Annotated in this window: 15 protein-coding genes; 3 read left to right on the forward strand and 12 right to left on the reverse strand. The window is 70.2% G+C overall.

What is annotated here, in order from left to right:
- Positions 1–225: 225 nt before the first annotated feature.
- Genes ASC56_RS01340 through trxA form a run of 4 tightly spaced genes read right to left on the reverse strand, consistent with a single transcriptional unit; the run spans position 226 to position 3,343 of the window.
- The gene (locus ASC56_RS01340) at positions 226–729 is read right to left on the reverse strand and encodes an Hsp20/alpha crystallin family protein (RefSeq protein WP_055489240.1); all 504 of its coding nucleotides are present in this window, start codon (positions 727–729) and stop codon (positions 226–228) included.
- Between the two features lie 51 nt (positions 730–780).
- Positions 781–2,622 carry an FAD-dependent oxidoreductase gene (locus tag ASC56_RS01345; RefSeq protein ID WP_079102216.1) on the reverse strand — a complete coding sequence of 614 codons (1,842 nt, stop codon included), beginning with the start codon at positions 2,620–2,622 and terminating at the stop codon, positions 781–783.
- Positions 2,622–2,885 (reverse strand): UBP-type zinc finger domain-containing protein, encoded by a 264-nt coding sequence (locus ASC56_RS01350; protein WP_055489623.1) that lies wholly within the window; start codon positions 2,883–2,885, stop codon positions 2,622–2,624. The genes ASC56_RS01345 and ASC56_RS01350 overlap by 1 nt, the downstream gene beginning before the upstream one ends.
- Positions 2,886–2,890: 5 nt before the next feature.
- A complete protein-coding gene (gene trxA / locus ASC56_RS01355) occupies positions 2,891–3,343 on the reverse strand; it encodes a thioredoxin (protein ID WP_055489241.1) in 453 nt (150 codons plus the stop codon).
- Positions 3,344–3,687: 344 nt separating this feature from the next.
- Here trxA and ASC56_RS01360 point away from each other — a divergent pair, with 344 nt between their 5' ends.
- Complete coding sequence (locus ASC56_RS01360) at positions 3,688–5,358, forward strand: CdaR family transcriptional regulator (RefSeq protein ID WP_055489242.1); 1,671 nt, start codon at positions 3,688–3,690, stop codon at positions 5,356–5,358.
- 29 nt (positions 5,359–5,387) lie between these two features.
- Here ASC56_RS01360 and ASC56_RS01365 read toward each other — a convergent pair whose 3' ends face one another.
- Positions 5,388–6,764, reverse strand: a complete 1,377-nt coding sequence (locus ASC56_RS01365; RefSeq protein WP_055489243.1) for a cell wall metabolism sensor histidine kinase WalK — start codon at positions 6,762–6,764, stop codon at positions 5,388–5,390.
- 4 nt (positions 6,765–6,768) lie between these two features.
- A complete protein-coding gene (locus ASC56_RS01370) occupies positions 6,769–7,446 on the reverse strand; it encodes a response regulator transcription factor (RefSeq protein ID WP_055489244.1) in 678 nt (225 codons plus the stop codon).
- Between the two features lie 189 nt (positions 7,447–7,635).
- Between ASC56_RS01370 and ASC56_RS37450 the strand changes: the two genes are divergently transcribed.
- Positions 7,636–7,902 (forward strand): hypothetical protein, encoded by a 267-nt coding sequence (locus ASC56_RS37450; protein WP_079102217.1) that lies wholly within the window; start codon positions 7,636–7,638, stop codon positions 7,900–7,902.
- Positions 7,903–8,005: 103 nt separating this feature from the next.
- Here the strand turns inward: ASC56_RS37450 and ASC56_RS01380 are convergent, their stop codons facing one another.
- From ASC56_RS01380 to ASC56_RS01395, 4 genes are read right to left on the reverse strand one after another with little or no spacing between them, the layout of a single operon-like run.
- Complete coding sequence (locus ASC56_RS01380; RefSeq protein WP_199835852.1) at positions 8,006–9,370, reverse strand: GH1 family beta-glucosidase; 1,365 nt, start codon at positions 9,368–9,370, stop codon at positions 8,006–8,008.
- Between the two features lie 29 nt (positions 9,371–9,399).
- On the reverse strand, positions 9,400–10,239 hold the full coding sequence (locus tag ASC56_RS01385; protein WP_055489624.1) for a carbohydrate ABC transporter permease: 840 nt from the start codon (positions 10,237–10,239) through the stop codon (positions 9,400–9,402).
- Between the two features lie 25 nt (positions 10,240–10,264).
- The gene (locus ASC56_RS01390; RefSeq protein ID WP_055489247.1) at positions 10,265–11,263 is read right to left on the reverse strand and encodes a carbohydrate ABC transporter permease; all 999 of its coding nucleotides are present in this window, start codon (positions 11,261–11,263) and stop codon (positions 10,265–10,267) included.
- Between the two features lie 14 nt (positions 11,264–11,277).
- Entirely contained in the window at positions 11,278–12,591 is a 1,314-nt protein-coding gene (locus tag ASC56_RS01395) for a sugar ABC transporter substrate-binding protein (RefSeq protein WP_055489248.1), read from the reverse strand.
- 264 nt (positions 12,592–12,855) lie between these two features.
- Between ASC56_RS01395 and ASC56_RS01400 the strand changes: the two genes are divergently transcribed.
- Positions 12,856–14,655 carry a hypothetical protein gene (locus ASC56_RS01400; RefSeq protein ID WP_055489249.1) on the forward strand — a complete coding sequence of 600 codons (1,800 nt, stop codon included), beginning with the start codon at positions 12,856–12,858 and terminating at the stop codon, positions 14,653–14,655.
- Positions 14,656–14,705: 50 nt separating this feature from the next.
- Here the strand turns inward: ASC56_RS01400 and ASC56_RS01405 are convergent, their stop codons facing one another.
- Positions 14,706–15,839 carry a glycosyltransferase family 4 protein gene (locus ASC56_RS01405; protein ID WP_055489250.1) on the reverse strand — a complete coding sequence of 378 codons (1,134 nt, stop codon included), beginning with the start codon at positions 15,837–15,839 and terminating at the stop codon, positions 14,706–14,708.
- Entirely contained in the window at positions 15,836–18,730 is a 2,895-nt protein-coding gene (locus ASC56_RS01410; RefSeq protein WP_234376810.1) for a bifunctional glycosyltransferase family 2 protein/CDP-glycerol:glycerophosphate glycerophosphotransferase, read from the reverse strand. Before ASC56_RS01410 ends, ASC56_RS01405 begins: the two co-directional genes overlap by 4 nt.
- Between the last annotated feature and the right edge of the window lie 2 nt (positions 18,731–18,732).

Genomic DNA, 18,732 nt, shown 5'->3' on the forward strand with positions numbered 1-18,732 from the left:
GTGTGGGCGCCGACTCTACGTGGCGCGTCTCCCGCCTGGTAGACCGACCGGGGGCGGCAGGGGTTGTGGAACGGGTCACGCTGCGACGAAACGGTGACATTCCGTGCAGGGCCCAGGCGACACACGGGGGGGGTGAGCTCTCAGGTGCACCGCGACCGGCCGTGAGCAACGGTCGGCCCCCGGCCGGTGGCCGGGGGGCCCGGAGGCACTGCCAGGGTCGCGGTCTCAGCCGCCGGCGCTCCGTCCGGTGTCGGTGCGGTGGGTGACCTCGATCCGGCGGTGCCTGGCGACCTCCGCCTTGGGGACCGTGATCGTGAGCACGCCGTCCTCCATGTCCGCGGTGACGTTGTCGGCGTCCACCTTCTCGGGCAGCCGCACGCGGTACTCGAAGGCGCCGGTGCGCCGGGACCCGCGCCGCAGGATTCCCTTGCGCTCCTTCTCCTTGATCTCCCCGCTGACGACCACTTCCTGGCCGTCCGTCTCGACGTTGATGTCCGAGCTCTTGGCACCGGGGATCTCGATCTCGATGCGGTAGGCGTCGTCCTCTTCCATGACGTCCGCGAGGGGCGTCCATGCCACGGCGGGCGCCACCGTCCCCACGGTCGATTCGAGCAGCCCGCTCATCTGGTTGAGCAGGTCGTCGAACTCCGCCAGTGGATTGGGTGATGTCCATCCGATGGGCCGGTCGCTCGTCGTGCTGGGGCGATTACGTCGGACAGGCAGGGTCATCGCCCATCATCTCCCTCTTCTTCTCCTGATGGTGCGTTCGTACTCGGTCGGTCACGCCAGCCAAGCCGCCTTCCGTGGGCGCTCCGGACGTATGGTGTCCGTCGTCAACCCGGCCGTGCCGGTGCTGCCGAGGTGCTCGTGGACGAAGTGGATGGCCATCGCTCCCTCGCCGACCGCCGAGGCGACCCGCTTCACCGACCCGCTGCGCACGTCGCCGGCGGCGAAGACACCGGGCAGACTCGTCTCCAGGGCCGCGCAGTTGCGCCCCTGGTCCTCCCACCGCCGGGCAGTCGTCGTGGCCTGCGCCTGGGCGCCGGTGAGGATGAAGCCGCGTGAGTCGAGCGCGAGCCGGCCGGCGAGCCACCCCGTGCAGGGATCGGCGCCGGTGAAGACGAACAGGGCCCGGGCCCCGATCGTGCGCTGCTCCCCCGTCCGGTTGTCCCGCACGACCAGGGCCTCCAGGACCTCCTCGCCGAGGGCCTCGACGACCTCGGTGTTCAGCAGCACCTCCACACGTGGATGCCGTTCGACCTGGTCGACCAGGTAGCGGGACATACGGGCACCGAGGTCTTCGCCGCGCACGAGGAGGCGTACCTTCGGCGAGTGCTCGGCGAGGAACAGCACCGCCTGGCCCGCGGAATTGCCGCCGCCGACCACGGCGACGGGATCCGATCGGCACTGCTGGGCCTCGTACAGGGTGGCCGCGTAGTGGACGCTCGTCCCCTCCAGGCGTTCGACCCCCGGCGCCTGCAGCCTTCGGTAGCGGGCACCCGTGGCCAGCAGGACGGTGCGGGCCAGCATCGTGTCACCGTCGGCGAAGGTCACGGCGTAGTGGCCGTCACGGGGCTCCAGCCCGGTCGCTTCCGCCGGGATGGTGACCCGGGCACCGAACTTCTGTGCTTGCAGCACGCCGCGCTCGGTCAGTTCGGCCCCGGATATGCCCGAGGGGAAACCGAAGTAGTTCTCGATGCGTGACGACGTACCGGCCTGGCCTCCCGTGGCGACCGCTTCCACGACGATGGTGCTCAGCCCTTCGGAGGCCGCGTACACGGCTGCGGCCAGCCCGGCGGGCCCGGAACCGACGATGACCAGGTCGCTGCGGCTCTCCTGCGGTGGCCGCGGGGCCAGTCCGATGAGCCGGGCCAGCTCGGCGTTGCTGGGATTGCGCAGCAGCGTCCGGTCCTGCCAGATGACGATCGGCGTCTCCTCGGGACTGACGCCGAATCGGCGCAGCAGGGCCTCGGCCTCCTCGTCCGTCTCCAGATCGACCCAGCGGTGCGGCAGCCGGTTGCGCGTGGCGAACTCGCGCAGCCGCCGGGTGTCGGGCGAGTAGCGCGAGCCGATGATTCGGAAGCCCGCGCCCTGTCCGACGAGCAGCGCGCGCCGGCCGAGGCAGGCGCGCAGGACCAGGTCGCCGAGGACGGCGTCCCTGGCCACCAGGGCGCGCAGCCGCTCGATGGGCACGGCGAGGACCTCGCCGGGGTCACGGACCACTGCGGTGTAGAAGGCGACCTGTCCGTGGAGCAAGCCCAGCTCACCCAGGAACCGCCCCGGCCCGTGCACCCTGAGCACGTGCTCCTCCGGGGTCCCGTAGCCCTCGACGATCGCGACGGAGCCGCTCAGGATGACGAAGAAGCACTCGCACGCCTCGCCTTCCCGGATCAGCACCTGATCGGCTTCCGTGGTGATCCGCTCCCCGTGCTCCGCCAGGCGTTCGATCTGGTCGTCCGTGAGCCGGGGATAGGCGCCGTAGATGTCGGGGGTCTCGAAGGGCACGGCCTCGACGTCGTCCCGGTGGATCTCCGTCTCCGCGTCCGACGCGGACTGCGGCTGCGGCTCGTCGTGGGGCTCGGGGGTCGCCTCCCCCGCCGCCGGGATGTCGTCGCCGGACATCAGACCATCGCCTCGTGGACGTAGCACCAGCGCCAGTTCTCACCCGGCTCCATGGGCGCTACGACGGGATGCGCGGTGGAACCGGCGTGACGGCGCGCGTGCCGCTCCGGCGAGGAGTCGCAGCAGCCGACGTGCCCGCAGGTCAGGCAGAGACGCAGATGCACCCAGGGGGTTCCCAGGCGCAGGCACTCCTCACAGCCGTCCGGCGTCCGCGGGCTGACCGGGCGTACCAGGGCGAGGTGCGGATCGGGCTGCATCATCATCGCGGTCATCCCTTCCGGGCGGCCGGACGCCGGCCGGCCGTCGCGTGCTCGACCCACTGGCGCAGCACGGGGGCGGGTGCGGCCCCGGCCTGACGGGCGATGACCTCGCCGTGGTCCAGCACGAGCAGCGTGGGCACCGCCTGGACGGAGAACCGGCTCGCCAGCCTCGGGTTCCTGTCGATGTCGACCTTGACGAGCTTGATCCGTCCGGCGAGCTCCCGGGCGACCTGCTCCAGAGCGGGAGAGACCATGCGGCAGGGGCCGCACCAGGTGGCCCACAGATCGACGAGGACCGGCAGGGTGGCCGCGTCGGCGATCTCGTCGAAGTCCGCGTCGAAGGCGTCCACGATCCAGGGCAACGGCGCCTCGCAGTTCCCGCACTTGGGAACGCCCTCGGCGGCCACGGGTACCCGGTTGCTTCGCCTGCAGTTCAGGCAGTTGACGATCGTGGTCCTCATGACATAGGCCTCGCCTTCGCGCTCCGTCCCGGATCGCTCAACGGCGTCGACACCATGACTCCGGTTATCAAACGCTCATTCGATCCCGGTTCCGTGTCCTCCGTGCCCGTGCTCCGTGTCCTCCGTGCCCCGTGTCCTCCGTGCCCCCGCGCCCTCCGTGCGCCGCGCGCACGAAGTCGACAAGACCAGGGTCGCGAATCGGCGCGCGGTTGCACCTGTCCCGCGGGGTTGAAAATGCAGGCACCCGCTCGCCCTGCGAGCATGAGAGAGCAGGACGGACAAGGGCGCGCCGGACGGCTCGCCAGGCCCTTCTCCGGGGGTTTCGCGGAGAACGGAGTGATCCCATGGGCACCATCGAGGGGCAGGGTCCGGCTCGCTCCACCGCCGACCCGTACGGACTGCTGGCGATGTCCCGCGCCATGTTCACATGCCGCGACGAGACGGACATCCTGCGCCTCGCGCTCAGCCGCGTCGGCACGCTCGGCACGTGCAGCGCGGAGGCCGGGTATCTGGTGCGCCGCGAGGAACTGGTCCGCTGCCCCGCCGACTGGCCCGGCGGCACCGCGGACCTGGACCGGCATGTGGGGGAGCTGATCGAGCGGGACGGGCCCGTGCCGTGCCCGGGGCGGGGCTGGGGCTGGGCGTTCGGCCTGCGCGGGCTCGGCGGGCTGCACGGCTACCTCGTGGTCGCCTCCGGCGTGCGGCCCGACGAGGAGGAGCACTTCCTGCTCACGGTGCTGGTGCAGCAGACCTCCGCGGCCCTGTCGAACGCTGCCACGCACCGCAGGCAGCGGGAGGACGCCGTGGCACGGCGTCGGCCGGCGGGCGGGGAGCAGCTGCGTGCGGCCCTGTCCGATCTGGAACACCAGCGGGGGGTGCACGAGGCCCTCGCACGGGTCGCCGCCGCCGGAGGCGGTGAGGACGCCATCGTCCGCACGCTGCACGATCTCACAGGGCTGTCCGCCCTGGCCGAGGACCGCTTCGGCAATCTGCGCTCCTGGGCGGGTCCCGGGCGCCCCGACACCTATCCGGCACCGGATGCGGCGCGGCACGCCGAGATGCTGCAGGAGATGGCGCGGGAACTGGGGCCCGTGCGCGTCGGGGGCCGGCTGCTCGCCCTGGCCCGCCCGCACGGCGAGGTGCTCGGGGTGCTCGCGCTGGTGGACCCCGAGGGCAGGGCGGACGAGCGGACCGTGTTCGCCCTGGACCACGCCACCCGGGCCCTGGCCCTGGAACTGGCCCATCAGCACACGCTGGCCGAGACGGAGCTGCGGCTACGACGCGAACTGGTCGACGACCTCCTGGACGGAACCGACGAGACCAGCGCCTACGCCCGCGCCGATGCCGTCGGTCACGATCTGCACCGCCCGCACCATGTGATCGTCGTGGAGTGGCCGGACGTGCCGGTCAGCGACTCCTTCCTGCGCGCCGTCGATCGCGCGGTGTCCGCCATCGGCATGCGGGCGCTGGCGACCCGGCGCGGGAGCCAGGTGGTCCTGCTGGCCCAGGGACAGCCGCATGACGCGGAGTTGTACCAGGCGTTGAGCCGGGAGGCCGGAAGCCGGACAGGCGCGATCGGCGTCAGCGCCCGGTGCGACACGCCGCACGACATACCCCGCCGTCACCAGGAGGCGCTGCGCGCGCTGGAGGTGCGCCGGCACTCGCGCGAGCGCTACGGGACGGCGTTCTTCGACGATCTGGGCCTGTATCGGATCCTGGGGCCCGGCAACTCGTACCACGAGCTCGAGGAGTTCGTCCGCGAGTGGCTCGGGGGGCTGATCGACTACGACTCCCGGTACCGGACGGCGCTGGTGGAGACGCTCGCCCGGTACTTCGACTGCGGCGGCAACTACGACCAGACCGCGGGCGCCCTGGCGATCCACCGCAGCACACTCCGCTACCGGCTCCAGCGCATCCGCGAGATCAGCGGCAGGGACCTGTCCAACGTGGACAGCAGACTCAACCTGCACGTGGCCACGCGTCTGTGGAGCGTCATGCTCGGGCACACCGGCTGACCCGCATCAAGGGTCCTGGGGGCCGGCGGTCACAGGTCGATGGCGGGAACGCAGACCACGATGCGGGCGCCGGGGTCGTTGTCCTCGATGCGGATGCCGCCGTGGTGGGCGGCGACGAGGTCGTGGACGATCGCGAGCCCCAGCCCGCTTCCTCCGGTGTCGCGGGCGCGGGCCCCGTCCAGACGGGTGAAGCGGTCGAAGACACGGCTCCGGTCGGCCACCGGGATGCCCGGACCGTCGTCGGCGACGATCAGGCACGCGGTGCCGTCGCGGGCGCTCAGGCTCACGTCGATCCGCTTGACGGCGTACCGGATGGCGTTGTCCAGCAGATTGCGCACGACCCGGGCAAGGGCGTCCTCGTCACCGTGCACCCGGGCCGCGCCGACGGCGTGCTGGTCGACCACGAGGCAGGTGCGCAGCCGAGCGTGGCGGACCTCGCGGAAGACCACCTCGTCCAGGTCGACGGGGCGTTTGCGCAGCCGGGGCCGGGCGTCGAGGCGGGCCAGCCTTACCAGGTCGTCGACCAGCCGGGACAGGCGCTCGCTCTCCTCGATCAGGGCGGGGCCGCGGGCGCGCCAGTCCGCCGACCCGGGGTGCCGCACGGCCACCTCCAGCTGTGTGTGCAGGCTGCTGAGCGGGCTGCGCAGCTCATGGGCGGCGTCCGCGACGAACTGGCGCTGGCGCTGTGCCGAGACGTCCAGCCGGGCGAGCAGGTCGTTGAGAGTGCGCGCCAGCCGGCCGAGGGCGTCGTCGGCCGGTGGCTCGTCCAGACGGCGGCCCAGGTCGCAGGCGGTGATCTCGGCGGTCTGCGCGCGCAGGGCCTCCACGGGCCGCAGCGCCCGCCCGGTCAGCAGCCAGACGACGCCGGTGAGCAGGGCGATGGCCGGCGGCACGGTGATGGCCAGGCCTGCCGTGAGCACGGCCAGGTTGTGTTCCACTGCCCCGGTGGGCACGGCGACGTACACGGTCACCGGGTCGCTGTCGCTTCCGGCGGCAAGCGCCACCGCCCGCCAGGTGTCCTCTCCGCTCAGGGGCAGGCCCTTCACGCTGTGGGCCCGGGGCGTCCCGGAGGGCGTCGGGGCGAAGCCGAACAGTGCGCGCTCGCCCGCCAGATTCGCCGAACTGGACCGCACGGTGTGCCGGGCGTCGACGACCTGGATGGCGGTGTCGCCGTTGCCGGAGGCCGGCAGGATGCGGGCAAGACTGCCGGTGTCGACGTTCGCGGCGACGACCTCGGCGCGCTGGAGCGCGGTCTGGTCGAGCCCGGTGATGAGACTCATGCGCAGCCAGGCGACCAGCAGACACGCCGCGCCGACCAGGGCCACCGCGATGATCAGGGCCGCCGCGGCGGTCAGTCTCAGACGCAGCGAGCGCCGGGCCCACCAGGCGGGGACGGGAATGTGCACCCATTCACCTCCCGCTGCCCCGCAGCCGGTAACCGGCGCCACGGACGGTCTCGATCGTCCGGCGGCCGAACGGGGCGTCGATCTTGCGCCGCAGATAGCCGATGTAGACCTCGACGATGTTGGTGTCGCCGTCGAAGTCCTCCTCCCACACATGGTCGAGGATGTCCGTCTTGCTGATCACTTCCTCGGGATGCCGGAGCAGGAACTCCAGGAGGGTGAACTCCCGCGCGGTCAGGGAGATTTCCCGGCCGGCCCGGTGGCAGCGCCGGCGCGCCGGATCCAGCGCGAGGTCACCCACCTCCAGCACCGCGGGCCGGGCGGGGGCCCCGCGGCGCAGCAGCGCCCGCAGGTGGGCGACCAGCACCACGTAGGAGAACGGCTTGCTGAGGTAGTCGTCGGCGCCGAGGTCGAGGGCGTCCGCCTCGTCGTACTCGCCGTCCTTCGCGGTCAGCATGAGCACGGGCGTCCATACGTCGGCCGCCCTCAGCCTCTTCAGGACCTCGTATCCGGAGATGCCGGGCAGCATGATGTCCAGCACGATCGCGTCCTGCTGCTCGTGGACCGCCCGCCACAGCCCGTCGAAGCCGTCGTAGGCGACGTCGGTGACGAAGCCCTCCTCGGCGAGCCCGTGGGTTATCGCCGCGGCGAGTCCCCGTTCGTCCTCGATCACCAGCACTCGCATGGCCGAGCCTCCCCGTCCACCCTACGGAGACACGGTCGTCGCCGCGCGCCGAGCACGGTCGGTGACGGATGCACTCCGGGGGGCCACGGCGGACACCCGCCTCTCTCAGGCTCCTCTCAGCCCACCTGCCGCAAGCTGAGACAAAAGGGGCGAAAGGGATTCGCGCCCGTCAGACGAAGGAGAGACACGATGACGATCGTCCGACGCAGGGTCGCACTGATCGCCGGCACGATGCTGCTGGCCGGCGCGGCGAGCAGCGGTGTCGCGATGGCCAGCACCCCCACCGTGGCGCACACCGCCATCCAGACGAATTGGAGCAGTCACGGCGACCATGGTGGAGACCACGGAGACCACGGAGACCACGGAGACCACGGTGACCACGGCGGAGACCACGGCCATGGCCACCACGGCCACCACGGTCACCACGGTCACCACGGCGGAGGCTACGGGGACTAGGGCTGGGACTGACGGCATCTGAGTCAGACGGCCGAGTGCCGGTCCGCGCCTGCGCAGGCGCGGACCGGCACTGCACTGTCCGTCCGGCGTCCTGCCGGTCCGCTCAGGCAGCCCGGCGCGTGCGGGCGCGGTGGGCCCGCGCGATGTCCGCGTAGCGGTGTCCGCTGCCCTTGATCGTGCGGACCTGGGTGCGGTAGTCGACGTGCACGAGGCCGAAGCGCTTGTCGTAGCCGTAGGCCCACTCGAAGTTGTCCAGCAGCGACCAGGCGAAGTACCCGGCCAGCGGGGCGCCCTTGCGGGCCGCCGAGGCGCAGGCGGCGAGGTGCTGCACGAGGTAGTCCTCGCGCTCGGGATCGTCGACGGTGCCGTCGGGGCGTACGACGTCCGGAAAGGCCGAGCCGTTCTCGGTCACGTACAGCTTGCGCGCGCCGTACTCCTGGGTCAGATGCAGCAGCAGCGTCTCCATGCCGCTCGCGTCGATCTCCCAGTCCATACCGGTGCGCGGCACACCGAGTCGGCGCACCGAGCGGGCGCGGGGGGCGGGGCCGGCCGGGTCGTCGGCGACGGTGGCCGGGAAGTAGTAGTTCAGGCCCAGCCAGTCCAGGGGCGCCGCGATCGTCTCCAGGTCCCCCGGCCGCTCGGGGAGTTCGACGCCGTAGACCTCGCGCATGTCCGCCGGGAAGCCCCGGCCGTGGACCGGGTCCAGCCACCAGCGGTTGACGTGCCCGTCCATACGGCGGGCCGCTGCCTGGTCCTCCGGGCGGTCGCTGGCGGCGTGCACGGTGGAGAGGTTGTTGACGATACCGATCTCGGCGTCCGGGGCGGCGGCGCGGATCGCCTGGGCGGCTAGGCCGTGGCCGAGGAGCAGGTGGTAGGAGGCGCGGATCGCGGCGGTCAGGTCCGTCAGGCCGGGGGCCATCTTCCCCTCCAGATGGCCGATCCAGGCCGAGCAGAGGGGTTCGTTGAGGGTGGCCCAGTGGGTGACCCGGTCGCCGAGGCGTTCGGCGACGACCGACGCGTAGGCGGCGAAGTGCTCGGCGGTGGCGCGCTCGGGCCAGCCGCCGCGGTCCTGGAGCGCCTGGGGCAGGTCCCAGTGGTAGACGGTCACCGACGGGGTGATGCCCGCCTCCAGCAGACCGTCGATCAACTGGTCGTAGAACCCGAGGCCCTTGGCGTTCAACCGGCCGTCGCCGCCCGGGACGACCCGGGGCCAGGCGATGGACAGCCGGTAGGCGTTGGCGCCGAGCCGCTTCATCAACCCGATGTCCTCGCGCCAGCGGTGGTAATGGTCGCAGGCCACGTCGCCGTGGTCGTCGCCCGCGATCCTTCCGGGGGTGTGCGAGAAGGTGTCCCAGATCGACGGGGAACGGCCGTCCTCGGCGACGGCCCCCTCGATCTGGTACGCCGATGTCGCGGTGCCCCACAGGAAGTCATGCGGAAGCGCGGCGAGGTCGATGCGATCGGACACGGAAGTCCCTTCGGGAATAGGGGTGTTGGTCACTTCACGGCTCCGGCGGTGAGCCCGGTGACGAGATAGCGCTGCAGCAGCAGGAAGCCCGCGACCACCGGCACGCTGACGACGAGCGAGGCGGCCATGATCTGGTTCCAGTAGACGTCGTTCAGCGTGGAGTAGCCCTGGAGCCCGACGGCGAGGGTGCGGGTGGTGTCGTTGGTCATCACGGAGGCGAAGAGCACTTCGCCCCAGGCGGTCATGAAGGCGTAGACGGCGACCGCGACGATGCCGGGGATGGCGGCCGGCACGACGATGCGGATCAGTGCGCCGAGCGGTCCGCAGCCGTCCACCAGCGCCGCCTCGTCCAGGTCGCGCGGCACCGAGTCGAGATACCCGATGAGCATCCAGATCGAGAACGGCAGGGAGAAGGTGAGGTAGGTCAGGATCAGCCCGCCGCGCGAGCCGAACAGCGCGATGCCGGTGGCGTTGCCGATGTTGACGTAGAGGAGGAACAGCGGGAGCAGGAAGAGGATGCCGGGGAACATCTGCGTGGACAGGACGGTGACCGTGAACACGCGCTTGCCCCGGAAGTCGTAGCGGCTGACCGCGTACGCCGCGAAGACCGCGATCACCATCGAGCAGGCCGTCGCCGATCCCGCCACGATCAGCGAGTTCACGAAGTACCTCGCGAGCGGGACCGTCGACCAGATGTCGATGTAGGGGCGGATCGTGAGACCGCTCGGCAGCCAGCGGAACTTCCCCGTGACGTCGGCGGGCGGCTTCAGGGAGCTGGAGACCATGACGTAGACCGGCACCAGGACGAATCCGGTCAGCAGGGTGAGGAAGATCCGCCGGGACCAGAGGAAGGACCGCGGGGGCGCCATCGGCGAGCGGGTGGCGTGCGAGGTGCTAGACATCGGCCGTCTTCCTTCCCCGGGAGGTCAGGAGCAGGTAGACGCCCGTCACGACGAGCAGGAAGAGGAGCAGCAGGACGGACATGGCGGAGCCGGTGCCGAAGTTCCAGGTGACGAAGGACGCCTGGTAGATGTGCACCGAGATGAGGTCCGCCGCTTCCGGAGCGGCCTTGCCGAACAGGACGAACGGCGTGTTGAAGTCGTTGAACGTCCACAGGAACAGGACCAGGATCAGGACCTGGTTGACGGGTCGCAGCGACGGCAGTGTGATGCGCCGGATCTGCTGCCACATGCCGGCGCCGTCGAGGGCGGCCGCCTCGTACAACTCGCGAGGGATGGTCTGCAGCCCGGCCATGACGACGAGGAAGGCGAACGGCCAGCCCTTCCACACGGACACCACGAGCAGGGCGACGAAGCTGTTGCCGCCGATCAGCCAGAAGGAGGGCTTGTCGGTGAGGTGCAGCTGGTCGTGCAGGACGTGGTTCACCAGGCCGTTGTCGTGCTGGAACATGAAGACCCAGGTGATGACCGCCGCGTACACGGGCAGCGCGTACGGCACCAGGAACAGGGCGCGCAGCAGACCGCGGCCGCGGAAGGCGTCCTGCATGTAGATCGCGGCAACCGTGCCGATCAGCCAGCACAGGCCGACCGAGAGCAGGGTGAAGGCGACGGTGACGAGGAACGAGTGGAGCAGCGCGTCGCCCACGGGGGCGTTGAAGTCCACGGAGATCTTGTAGTTGTCGAAGCCGGACCAGGGGGCCGTGCCCCAGTCGCGGATGTAGAACTGCGTGAGCTCCCTGAAGCTCATCACCGTGCCGATCACCATCGGCACCAGGTGGACCAGGAGTTCGAGGATCACGGCAGGCAGGAGCAGCAGGTAGGGCAGTCCGATGCGGCGGATCCGGCCGGTGCGACGCGGGCCGCGCGCCGCACCGGGGGAGCTGCTGCGCACCGTCCGCTCGCCGGTTCCGGCGGAGGCGGTCGTGGTGGTCATGTCGGTGCCCGGGCTCACTTCGCCGGCATCTGCTGCTGGGCCTTCTGGAGCTTGGCCTTCACCGACTCGGTGGTCACCGGGCGTCCGGCGGCGGCGTCGGCGAACAGCTCCTTGACCGCCGTACCGACGGTCGTCTCGAACTGGGACTCCTCGGCGACCTGCGGCAGCGGGGCGGCGCTCTTGGCGAGGGTGTCCTTGAGGACGGCGTTCGCCGGGGTGTTGAACGCCGAATCCGCCTGGGCGGACTTGACCGGCGGGATGGTGCTGTAGGCCGTGTTCAGGATCTTCTGCTCGGCGTCGCTGGTCATGAACTTCACGAAGTTGGCGGCGCCGTCGAGGTTACGGGTGTTCTTGAAGACGGCCAGGTTGATGCCCGCCACCATCGAGTTGACGTTCGTGCCCGTGCCCGGGGCGCCGGACTGCACGGGCACCGGGGCGATGCCGTACTGGTCCTCGCTCATGCCCTGCGACTTCAGGTTGGCGGACGCGGACTGCCACAGCAGCATCGCCGTCCTGCCCTTGGCGAAGTCGCTGACGGACTGGTTCTGCGCGTACTCGGCGTTGCCCGCGGGGATGACCTTGTCCTTCGCCATCAGGTCGACGTACTGCTTGACCGCGGCCACCGCGCCGTCGGAGGTGAAGTCCGCCTTGCCGTCGGCGGCGAAGAAGTCGGCGCCGTGCTGCTTGGCGAAGACGAAGACATGGTGGATGTTCTCCGAGAGGTTCGAGCCCTCGGCGCCGAGCCCCTGCTTGCCCTTCGCGGAGATCCTCTTGCCGTCGGCGATCAGCTCGTCCCAGGTGGCCGGCGGTTTGGAGATGCCCGCGTCGGCGAACGTCTTCTTGTTGTAGTAGAGCGCGTACGCCATCGAGTACAGGGGCACGGCGGCCGGGTCCTTGCCCTGCGCGCCCGTCGAGCCGAGTGCCGAGTCGACGAAGCGGTCCCTGCCGCCTATCTTGTCGAAGTTCTTGGCGTCCCAGGGCAGCAGTGCCCCGGTGGCCTGCAGGGAGGCGCTCCAGGTGTTGCCGATGTTCAGCACGTCGGGGCCCTGGCCGGAAGTGGTCGCGGTGAGGATCCGGTTCAGCAGGTCCGACCAGGGGACGACCTCCAGCTTCACCTTGATCCCGGTCTGCTTCTCGAACTTGTCGAGCTCGGGCTGGAGGACCTTCTTGTCGACCTCGATGCTGGCGCCCTGGTTGGAGGCCCAGTACGTGAGGGTCTTCGGCGAGTCGTTGGACCCGCCCGCCCCTGACCCGCCTCCGCAGGCCGAGGCGGCGAGGGCGAGGGTGATGGTGACGGCGCCTGTGGCCGCGGCTCGGATGCTGCGCATTGGCTCCTGGTGTCCCTTTCCGGGAGTCGAAAGCCCGAGCAGGCTTCGGCAGCGACACCCGTTCGACTCCCGAAGGCCCCTCATGGCTTAATTTAGGACGTGAGTTAAACCTCAGGACGCAGGTCCGTCAAGGGTTTGGACACCGTTTGCAGAACTCCGGTCGCACCTCTTGACGCAGCCGCTTCGGCGGATGAAGCATTCAGCGGCGAGGGAGCGCTCCCCGAACCCCACACCGTTCACTTCCTGAACTAGGAGAGCCGCCCCATGCCCCCTGTCTCCCCGGATTCCCCCGATCCGCGGCGCCCCGGCGTCGGCCGCAGAGCACTCCTCGGCGCCGCCGCGTCGGTGGCCCCCGTCCTCGCGGGACTTTCCGCACCGGCGTCGGCCGCCGTGTCCTCCCGGGGGCGCCCGAGCGCCCTGCCCGGTGGCGGCGACCTCGGCCCGAACGTCCTCGTCTTCGACCCGTCCACGCCGGGTATCCAGGCCAAGCTGGACGAGGTCTTCCACCGGCAGGAGTCCGCCCAGTTCGGCACCGGACGCTACGCACTGCTGTTCAAGCCCGGTACGTACAACGGCCTCAACGCGCAGATCGGCTTCTACACCTCCATCGCCGGTCTCGGCCTGTCCCCCGACGACACGACCATCAACGGCGATGTGACGGTCGACGCGGGCTGGTTCAACGGCAACGCCACACAGAACTTCTGGCGTTCGGCGGAGAACCTCGCCCTCGTTCCCGCGAACGGCACCAATCGCTGGGCCGTCGCCCAGGCGGCCCCCTTCCGCCGTATGCACGTCCGCGGCGGTCTCAACCTCTCCCCCACCGGTTACGGCTGGGCCAGCGGCGGCTACATCGCCGACAGCCGCATCGACGGCCAGGTCGGACCGTACTCGCAGCAGCAGTGGTACACCCGCGACAGCGCGATCGGCAGCTGGCTCAACGGGGTGTGGAACATGGTCTTCTCGGGTGTCGAGGGCGCGCCCGGGCAGAGCTTCCCGAACCCTCCGTACACCACCCTCGCCACGACGCCGGTCTCCCGTGAGAAGCCCTTCCTGCACGTGAGCGGCAACGAGTTGAGGGTCTTCCTGCCGGAGAAGCGCACGAACGCCCGCGGTGTCACGTGGGGCAACGGAACACCGAGAGGCACCTCGCTGTCCCTGTCACAGTTCTACGTGGCCAGGCCGGGCGTCTCGGCCGCGACGCTCAACCAGGCGCTCATCCAAGGGCTCCACCTGCTGCTGACCCCGGGGATCTACCACCTCGACCAGCCGATCCGGGTCGATCGCGCGGGCACCGTGGTCCTCGGCCTCGGCTACGCCACCCTGGTCCCCGACGGCGGGGTCACGGCCTTGAAGGTCGCGGACGTCGACGGCGTACGACTGGCCGGCTTCCTCATCGACGCGGGACCGGTCAACTCCGCCACCCTGCTCGAAGTCGGTCCGCCCGGCGCCTCGAAGGACCACTCGGCCGACCCGACCACGGTCCAGGACGTGTTCGTGCGCATCGGAGGAGCGGGCGCGGGCAGGGCCACCACCAGCATGGTGATCAACAGCCGGCACACGATCGTCGACCACACCTGGGTCTGGCGCGCGGATCACGGCACCGGTGTCGGCTGGGACACCAACCGGGCCGACTACGGCATCGTGGTCAACGGTGACGACGTCCTCGCCACGGGCCTGTTCGTAGAGCACTTCAACAAGTACGACGTGCAGTGGTACGGACAGCGGGGCCGCACCATCTTCTTCCAGAACGAGAAGGCGTACGACGCCCCGAACCAGGCCGCGATCCAGAACGGCGCGGTCAGGGGCTATGCCGCCTACAAGGTCGGCGACAACGTGACCACCCATGAGGGATGGGGGCTCGGCAGCTACTGCTACTACAACGTCGACCCGACCATCGTGCAGCACAACGGCTTCGCGGCCCCGAACAGGCCGGGCGTGAGGTTCCATGACCTGCTGGTCGTCTCGCTCGGCGGCAAGGGCCAGTACGAGCACGTCGTCAACGAGACGGGCGCCCCCACCTCGGGCACCTCGACCACGCCGTCCACGGTGGTCTCGTATCCCTGACACCGGCGCACGAACGACCGGCGCCCCGGCTCACGCCGGGGCGCCGTCCCTCAGCGCTCCAGGAACTCGAAGAGCTCCTCCCACCTGTGGGTGATCGTGTCCGGGGAGAACCGCTGCACGTTCTCCCGCGCCCGGTCCCCCATCGTGTCACGGAGGTCCTGGTCGGCCATCAACCGTACGAGGTGACGGGCGAGTTCGGAGGTGTTGCCGAGCCGGGCCAGCAGCCCGTCCTCGCCGTCCCTGATGATCTCGCGCACACCGGGGGAACAGTCGAACGCGGCACACGGCACGCCGCAGGCCATCGCCTCCAGGAGGACGAGCGGGAAGCCCTCGCCGCGCGAGGACTGCACCAACACGGACGAACGCCCGAGCGCCCCGATGACATCGTCGGTCTGCCCCGCCCACTCCACGGAGTCGTCCAGACCGAGCTCGGTGCACTGCCGCCGGAGCTCGGCCTCGTGGTCGCCCGCGCCGTAGATGCGCAGGATCCACCCCGGCTGCCGGGGCGCGGCCTCGGCCCACACGTCCAGCAGCAGGTCGACGCCCTTGGCGTGGCTGAGCCGCCCGATGCTGGCCACCACCTTCTCGGTGCGTGGCGACGGGGTGTCGGGCATCACCGGCAGCGGGTTCGGCATGAAGCCGACGTTGTTGAGGCCCTCGCCCACCCAGAGGTCGGCGTCCTCCTGGGTGAGGACCAGCAGCCTGTCCACGTCCTTGTAGTACTTCTGCACGCGCTCGAAGCGGGAGGACTTGCGCGAGGCCTCGAAGGACTCATGGCTCATACCGACGACCGGGTGACCCGCGGTGTCGGCGAGGGCCACCCACTCCATCGCCCACACCTGGGTCACGATGATCATGGCTCCGGGCTGTGCGGCGCGGAACTCACGGGACAGACGCTCGGCGGCGGCCCGCATGTCCGCCTCCTGCCGTCGCACGGCCGGGTCGACGCGGCCCAGCAGGGCGCGGGGCCTCCGACGGCCCGGGGGCCGCCGGTCGTACAGGGTCAGCGTCTCGAACGGCGGATTCTCGCCGAGGTCCATCGGGACCTCGGGCGGGGCGATGCCGATGATTCGGACCCGGTGCCCGCGCTCCGCCAGGAGCTTGGCCATCTGGGCCTGCCACACGCCCACGCCACCGAGCTCATTGACCTCGTTGGCGACGAAGAAGATCTCACGCTGCGTCATCGGGCTTCTCCCGCGGGGCCGAAGAAACGGTCCACGATACGAGCCGCCGCGTCCCCGCGGTCGTACTCGCCGTACTTGTCCACGAACTCCTTGAGCCGCGCCTCGTACTGGGTGCCCACGGCGGGCAGGTCGGACACGGCGGCGAAGAGCTCGTCCTCCGTGCGGGCGACCGGGCCGGGGGCCTCGTCGAGGAGGTCGAAGTACGTGCCGCGGATGTCCTGGGAGTACTCCTCCCAGTCGTAGGCGTAGAACAGGAGCGGCCGCCGCAGCAACGCATAGTCGAACATCACCGACGAGTAGTCGGTGATCACGGCGTCGGACAGCAGCAGCAGCGGCGTGATGTCCGGCTCCTCCGTCACGTCGATCACGCGGCCCGCCACCGACGGCGGGAGGGTGACCCGGTTCAGGTAGTGGGAGCGGACCAGCAGCGTGTACCGGTCGCCGAAGGTGTCGGCGAAGCGTTCCACGTCGAAGGGGAACTCGAACTCCCGTACGCCGCCGTCGGGACGGGCGCGGAACGTGGGCGCGTACAGCACCACGCGGCGGTCCGAACGGATGCCGAGACGTTCGGCGAGAGCCCGCAGCGCCGGGTCGGACGCCGCGGAGTCCCGGGCCGCCCGCACCAGGGCGTCGTTGCGCGGATAGCCGGTGCGCAGCAGCTTCTCCTCGGGGATGCGGTAGGCCTGGACCAGGGTGCGGACGTCGTGCTCGCTGCGCACCACGAAATGGTCGAAGCGATCCAGCGCCTCCTGGTAGGAGCGCTGTTCCTGCTCGGACATCACCCGGTAGGTGGGCTCGTCGAAGCCCATCCGCTTCAGCGCCGAGCCGTGCCAGGTCTGGATGTAGGTGGTCTCCGGGCGTTTGGGCAGCCTGAGGGGGAAGCCCTGGTTGTCGACCCAGTACTCGGCCTGGGCCAGCGCCCTGAGGTAGCGCCAGGACCACCGGCGGACGAGTTCGACGTCCTCCGGGAAGCCTTCGGGCCTCTCGCCCGCGTAGGACCAGACGGCCGTGATCGGCGCCTGGCGGCGGCGCAGTTCCTCGTAGATGGCGCGCGGGCTGTCGCTGTACTGCTTGCCGAGGTGGCTCTCGAAGACGACGGAGCCCTTGCGAACCGGGAGCAGCCGCAGCATGCGCTGGTAGCCCTGGAGCTTGCGCGGGCCGGAGGCGAGGTCCTTGCGGACGGCCCGGAGCGTGCGGTACGCGCCCTTGGCGGTCCGGGCGGCGGCGCCCTGCAGATTGCGGTCCACGACGGCGCGGCCGCGCACGGCGGCCGTGCCCTCCTGGGCGAGCCGGAAGGCCAGATGCCCCTTGGCGGAGACCTGCGGTTCGAGCCGGTCCGCGACGAACCGGCTGAGCCGGGGGCGTACGGGCACCGACGCGGCGCTCTCCAGGTCGACGTTGCCGGAGGTGATCCGGGTCGTGGTGCGCTTCCCGTCCGCCGTCAGGTGCAGCCGGACGTCCCACACATCGTCGATGACGCCGAGCGGCCGGAAGCGGCCGGACAGCGGGACCGCGGCCTGCCAGGCGATGGTGTCGCCCTCGTGGCGAACCGTCCGCACCGGGAACCGGAAGGCCTGCAGACTGCGGCGGCGGGCCCGGAACTCCAGCTCGGCGCCCAGGCGGGCGTCCGCGGAGACGGTGTGCAGCGGGTTGACCACCGCGCCTTCGAACACCACCAGATCGCCGCGTACGGCGTACTCGGTGAGCACGTTGCGCAGGAACATCCGGTCCAGCGACCTGCCGTGGTAGCCGAGGCTGGTGACATCCATGACGTCACGGGCCTTCGGATCGTCCAGGTGCTGGTCGCACCAGTAGATGCGGCCGTCGCGCTCGGCGAGCGGTGCCGAGATCTTGTTCCGGTTGATCAGCGTGTCGACCGCCGGCATCAGGTTGTCCCAGTCCTCCTGCATCAGGAGGTAGGCGCAGATCGCGTGCACGCGATCCAGCTGGCCGTACGCCGTTTCCGGGAAGTCCTGGATGTAGCCGCGCGCCAGCTCCGCGAAGCGGTGCCGGTAGTCGTCGTCGAGGAACGGCAGATCGCGCAGGTAGAGGACGAGGTCGTGCTTGAGGAACTTGATGTCCTTGTGCAGCTTCAGCTCGTCGAGGCCGCGCCGGTTCAGAATGGCGTCGATCCGCCGGTGGATCTCCAGACGGTCGGTGAAGTTGTTGATCTCGTGGCGCCGGTTGCTGATCGACTTGGTCGTGGTCTTCTCGACCACGTTCCAGAAGTAGACCGTGTTGGGGATCAGGGTGATCCGCTCCGCCGCGAGATACGCCTGCGCCGAGAACAGCAGGTCCTCGTAGTGGATGCCCCGCGGGAAGGTGAGCTCGTTGTCGAGGAGGAACTCACGCCGGTAGCACTTGTTGGTCGACAGGGTGTCGAAGACGAAGAGGTCGGGCAGCTCGGCGATCGACTCGACGGTGCGGGTGGTCCGGTACAGCCAGGGGTACCAGGGGATCCGCTTGTCGTGCCTGCTGTCGGTGTGCACCCGGACACAGAGTCCCGAGACCAGGTCGGCACCGGTGCGGTCGGCCGCCTCCAGCATGTTGCGGCAGGCGTTGGGCTCCAACGTGTCGTCGCTGTCCAGGAACATGACGTAGCGCCCGCGCGCCACGGCGATGCCCTGGTTGCGGGGCTCTCCACAGCCGCCGCTGTTCTCGGACAGCTGTATCGCCCGCACGCGGCCGGGGTGAGCGGCGGCGAGTGACCGCGCCACGTCGTACGACCCGTCGGTCGAACAGTCGTCGGCGATGACCACTTCCACGTTGCGCAACGTCTGGTCGAGCACGGAACGTACGGCTGTCGGGAGGCGTCTGGCATCGTTGTAGACGATGACGACAACGCTGATGTCCGGCTCTGCCCCGCCTGACTCGGGGGTATCGATCGACACAT

This window comes from Streptomyces sp. TP-A0356 (genome assembly GCF_001417775.1).
Taxonomy (GTDB): domain Bacteria; phylum Actinomycetota; class Actinomycetes; order Streptomycetales; family Streptomycetaceae; genus Streptomyces.

What these genes read in the sequence shown, in the direction of transcription:
- ASC56_RS01395 (WP_055489248.1), bottom strand. Translation starts at nt 12,591, where the DNA reads ATGCGCAGCATCCGAGCCGCGGCCACAGGCGCCGTCACCATCACCCTC.
- ASC56_RS01390 (WP_055489247.1), bottom strand. Translation starts at nt 11,263, where the DNA reads ATGACCACCACGACCGCCTCCGCCGGAACCGGCGAGCGGACGGTGCGC.
- ASC56_RS01405 (WP_055489250.1), bottom strand. Translation starts at nt 15,839, where the DNA reads ATGACGCAGCGTGAGATCTTCTTCGTCGCCAACGAGGTCAATGAGCTC.
- ASC56_RS01345 (WP_079102216.1), bottom strand. Translation starts at nt 2,622, where the DNA reads ATGTCCGGCGACGACATCCCGGCGGCGGGGGAGGCGACCCCCGAGCCC.
- ASC56_RS01385 (WP_055489624.1), bottom strand. Translation starts at nt 10,239, where the DNA reads ATGGCGCCCCCGCGGTCCTTCCTCTGGTCCCGGCGGATCTTCCTCACC.
- ASC56_RS37450 (WP_079102217.1), top strand. Translation starts at nt 7,636, where the DNA reads ATGACGATCGTCCGACGCAGGGTCGCACTGATCGCCGGCACGATGCTG.
- ASC56_RS01340 (WP_055489240.1), bottom strand. Translation starts at nt 729, where the DNA reads ATGACCCTGCCTGTCCGACGTAATCGCCCCAGCACGACGAGCGACCGG.
- ASC56_RS01370 (WP_055489244.1), bottom strand. Translation starts at nt 7,446, where the DNA reads ATGCGAGTGCTGGTGATCGAGGACGAACGGGGACTCGCCGCGGCGATA.
- trxA (WP_055489241.1), bottom strand. Translation starts at nt 3,343, where the DNA reads ATGAGGACCACGATCGTCAACTGCCTGAACTGCAGGCGAAGCAACCGG.
- ASC56_RS01400 (WP_055489249.1), top strand. Translation starts at nt 12,856, where the DNA reads ATGCCCCCTGTCTCCCCGGATTCCCCCGATCCGCGGCGCCCCGGCGTC.
- ASC56_RS01350 (WP_055489623.1), bottom strand. Translation starts at nt 2,885, where the DNA reads ATGATGATGCAGCCCGATCCGCACCTCGCCCTGGTACGCCCGGTCAGC.
- ASC56_RS01360 (WP_055489242.1), top strand. Translation starts at nt 3,688, where the DNA reads ATGGGCACCATCGAGGGGCAGGGTCCGGCTCGCTCCACCGCCGACCCG.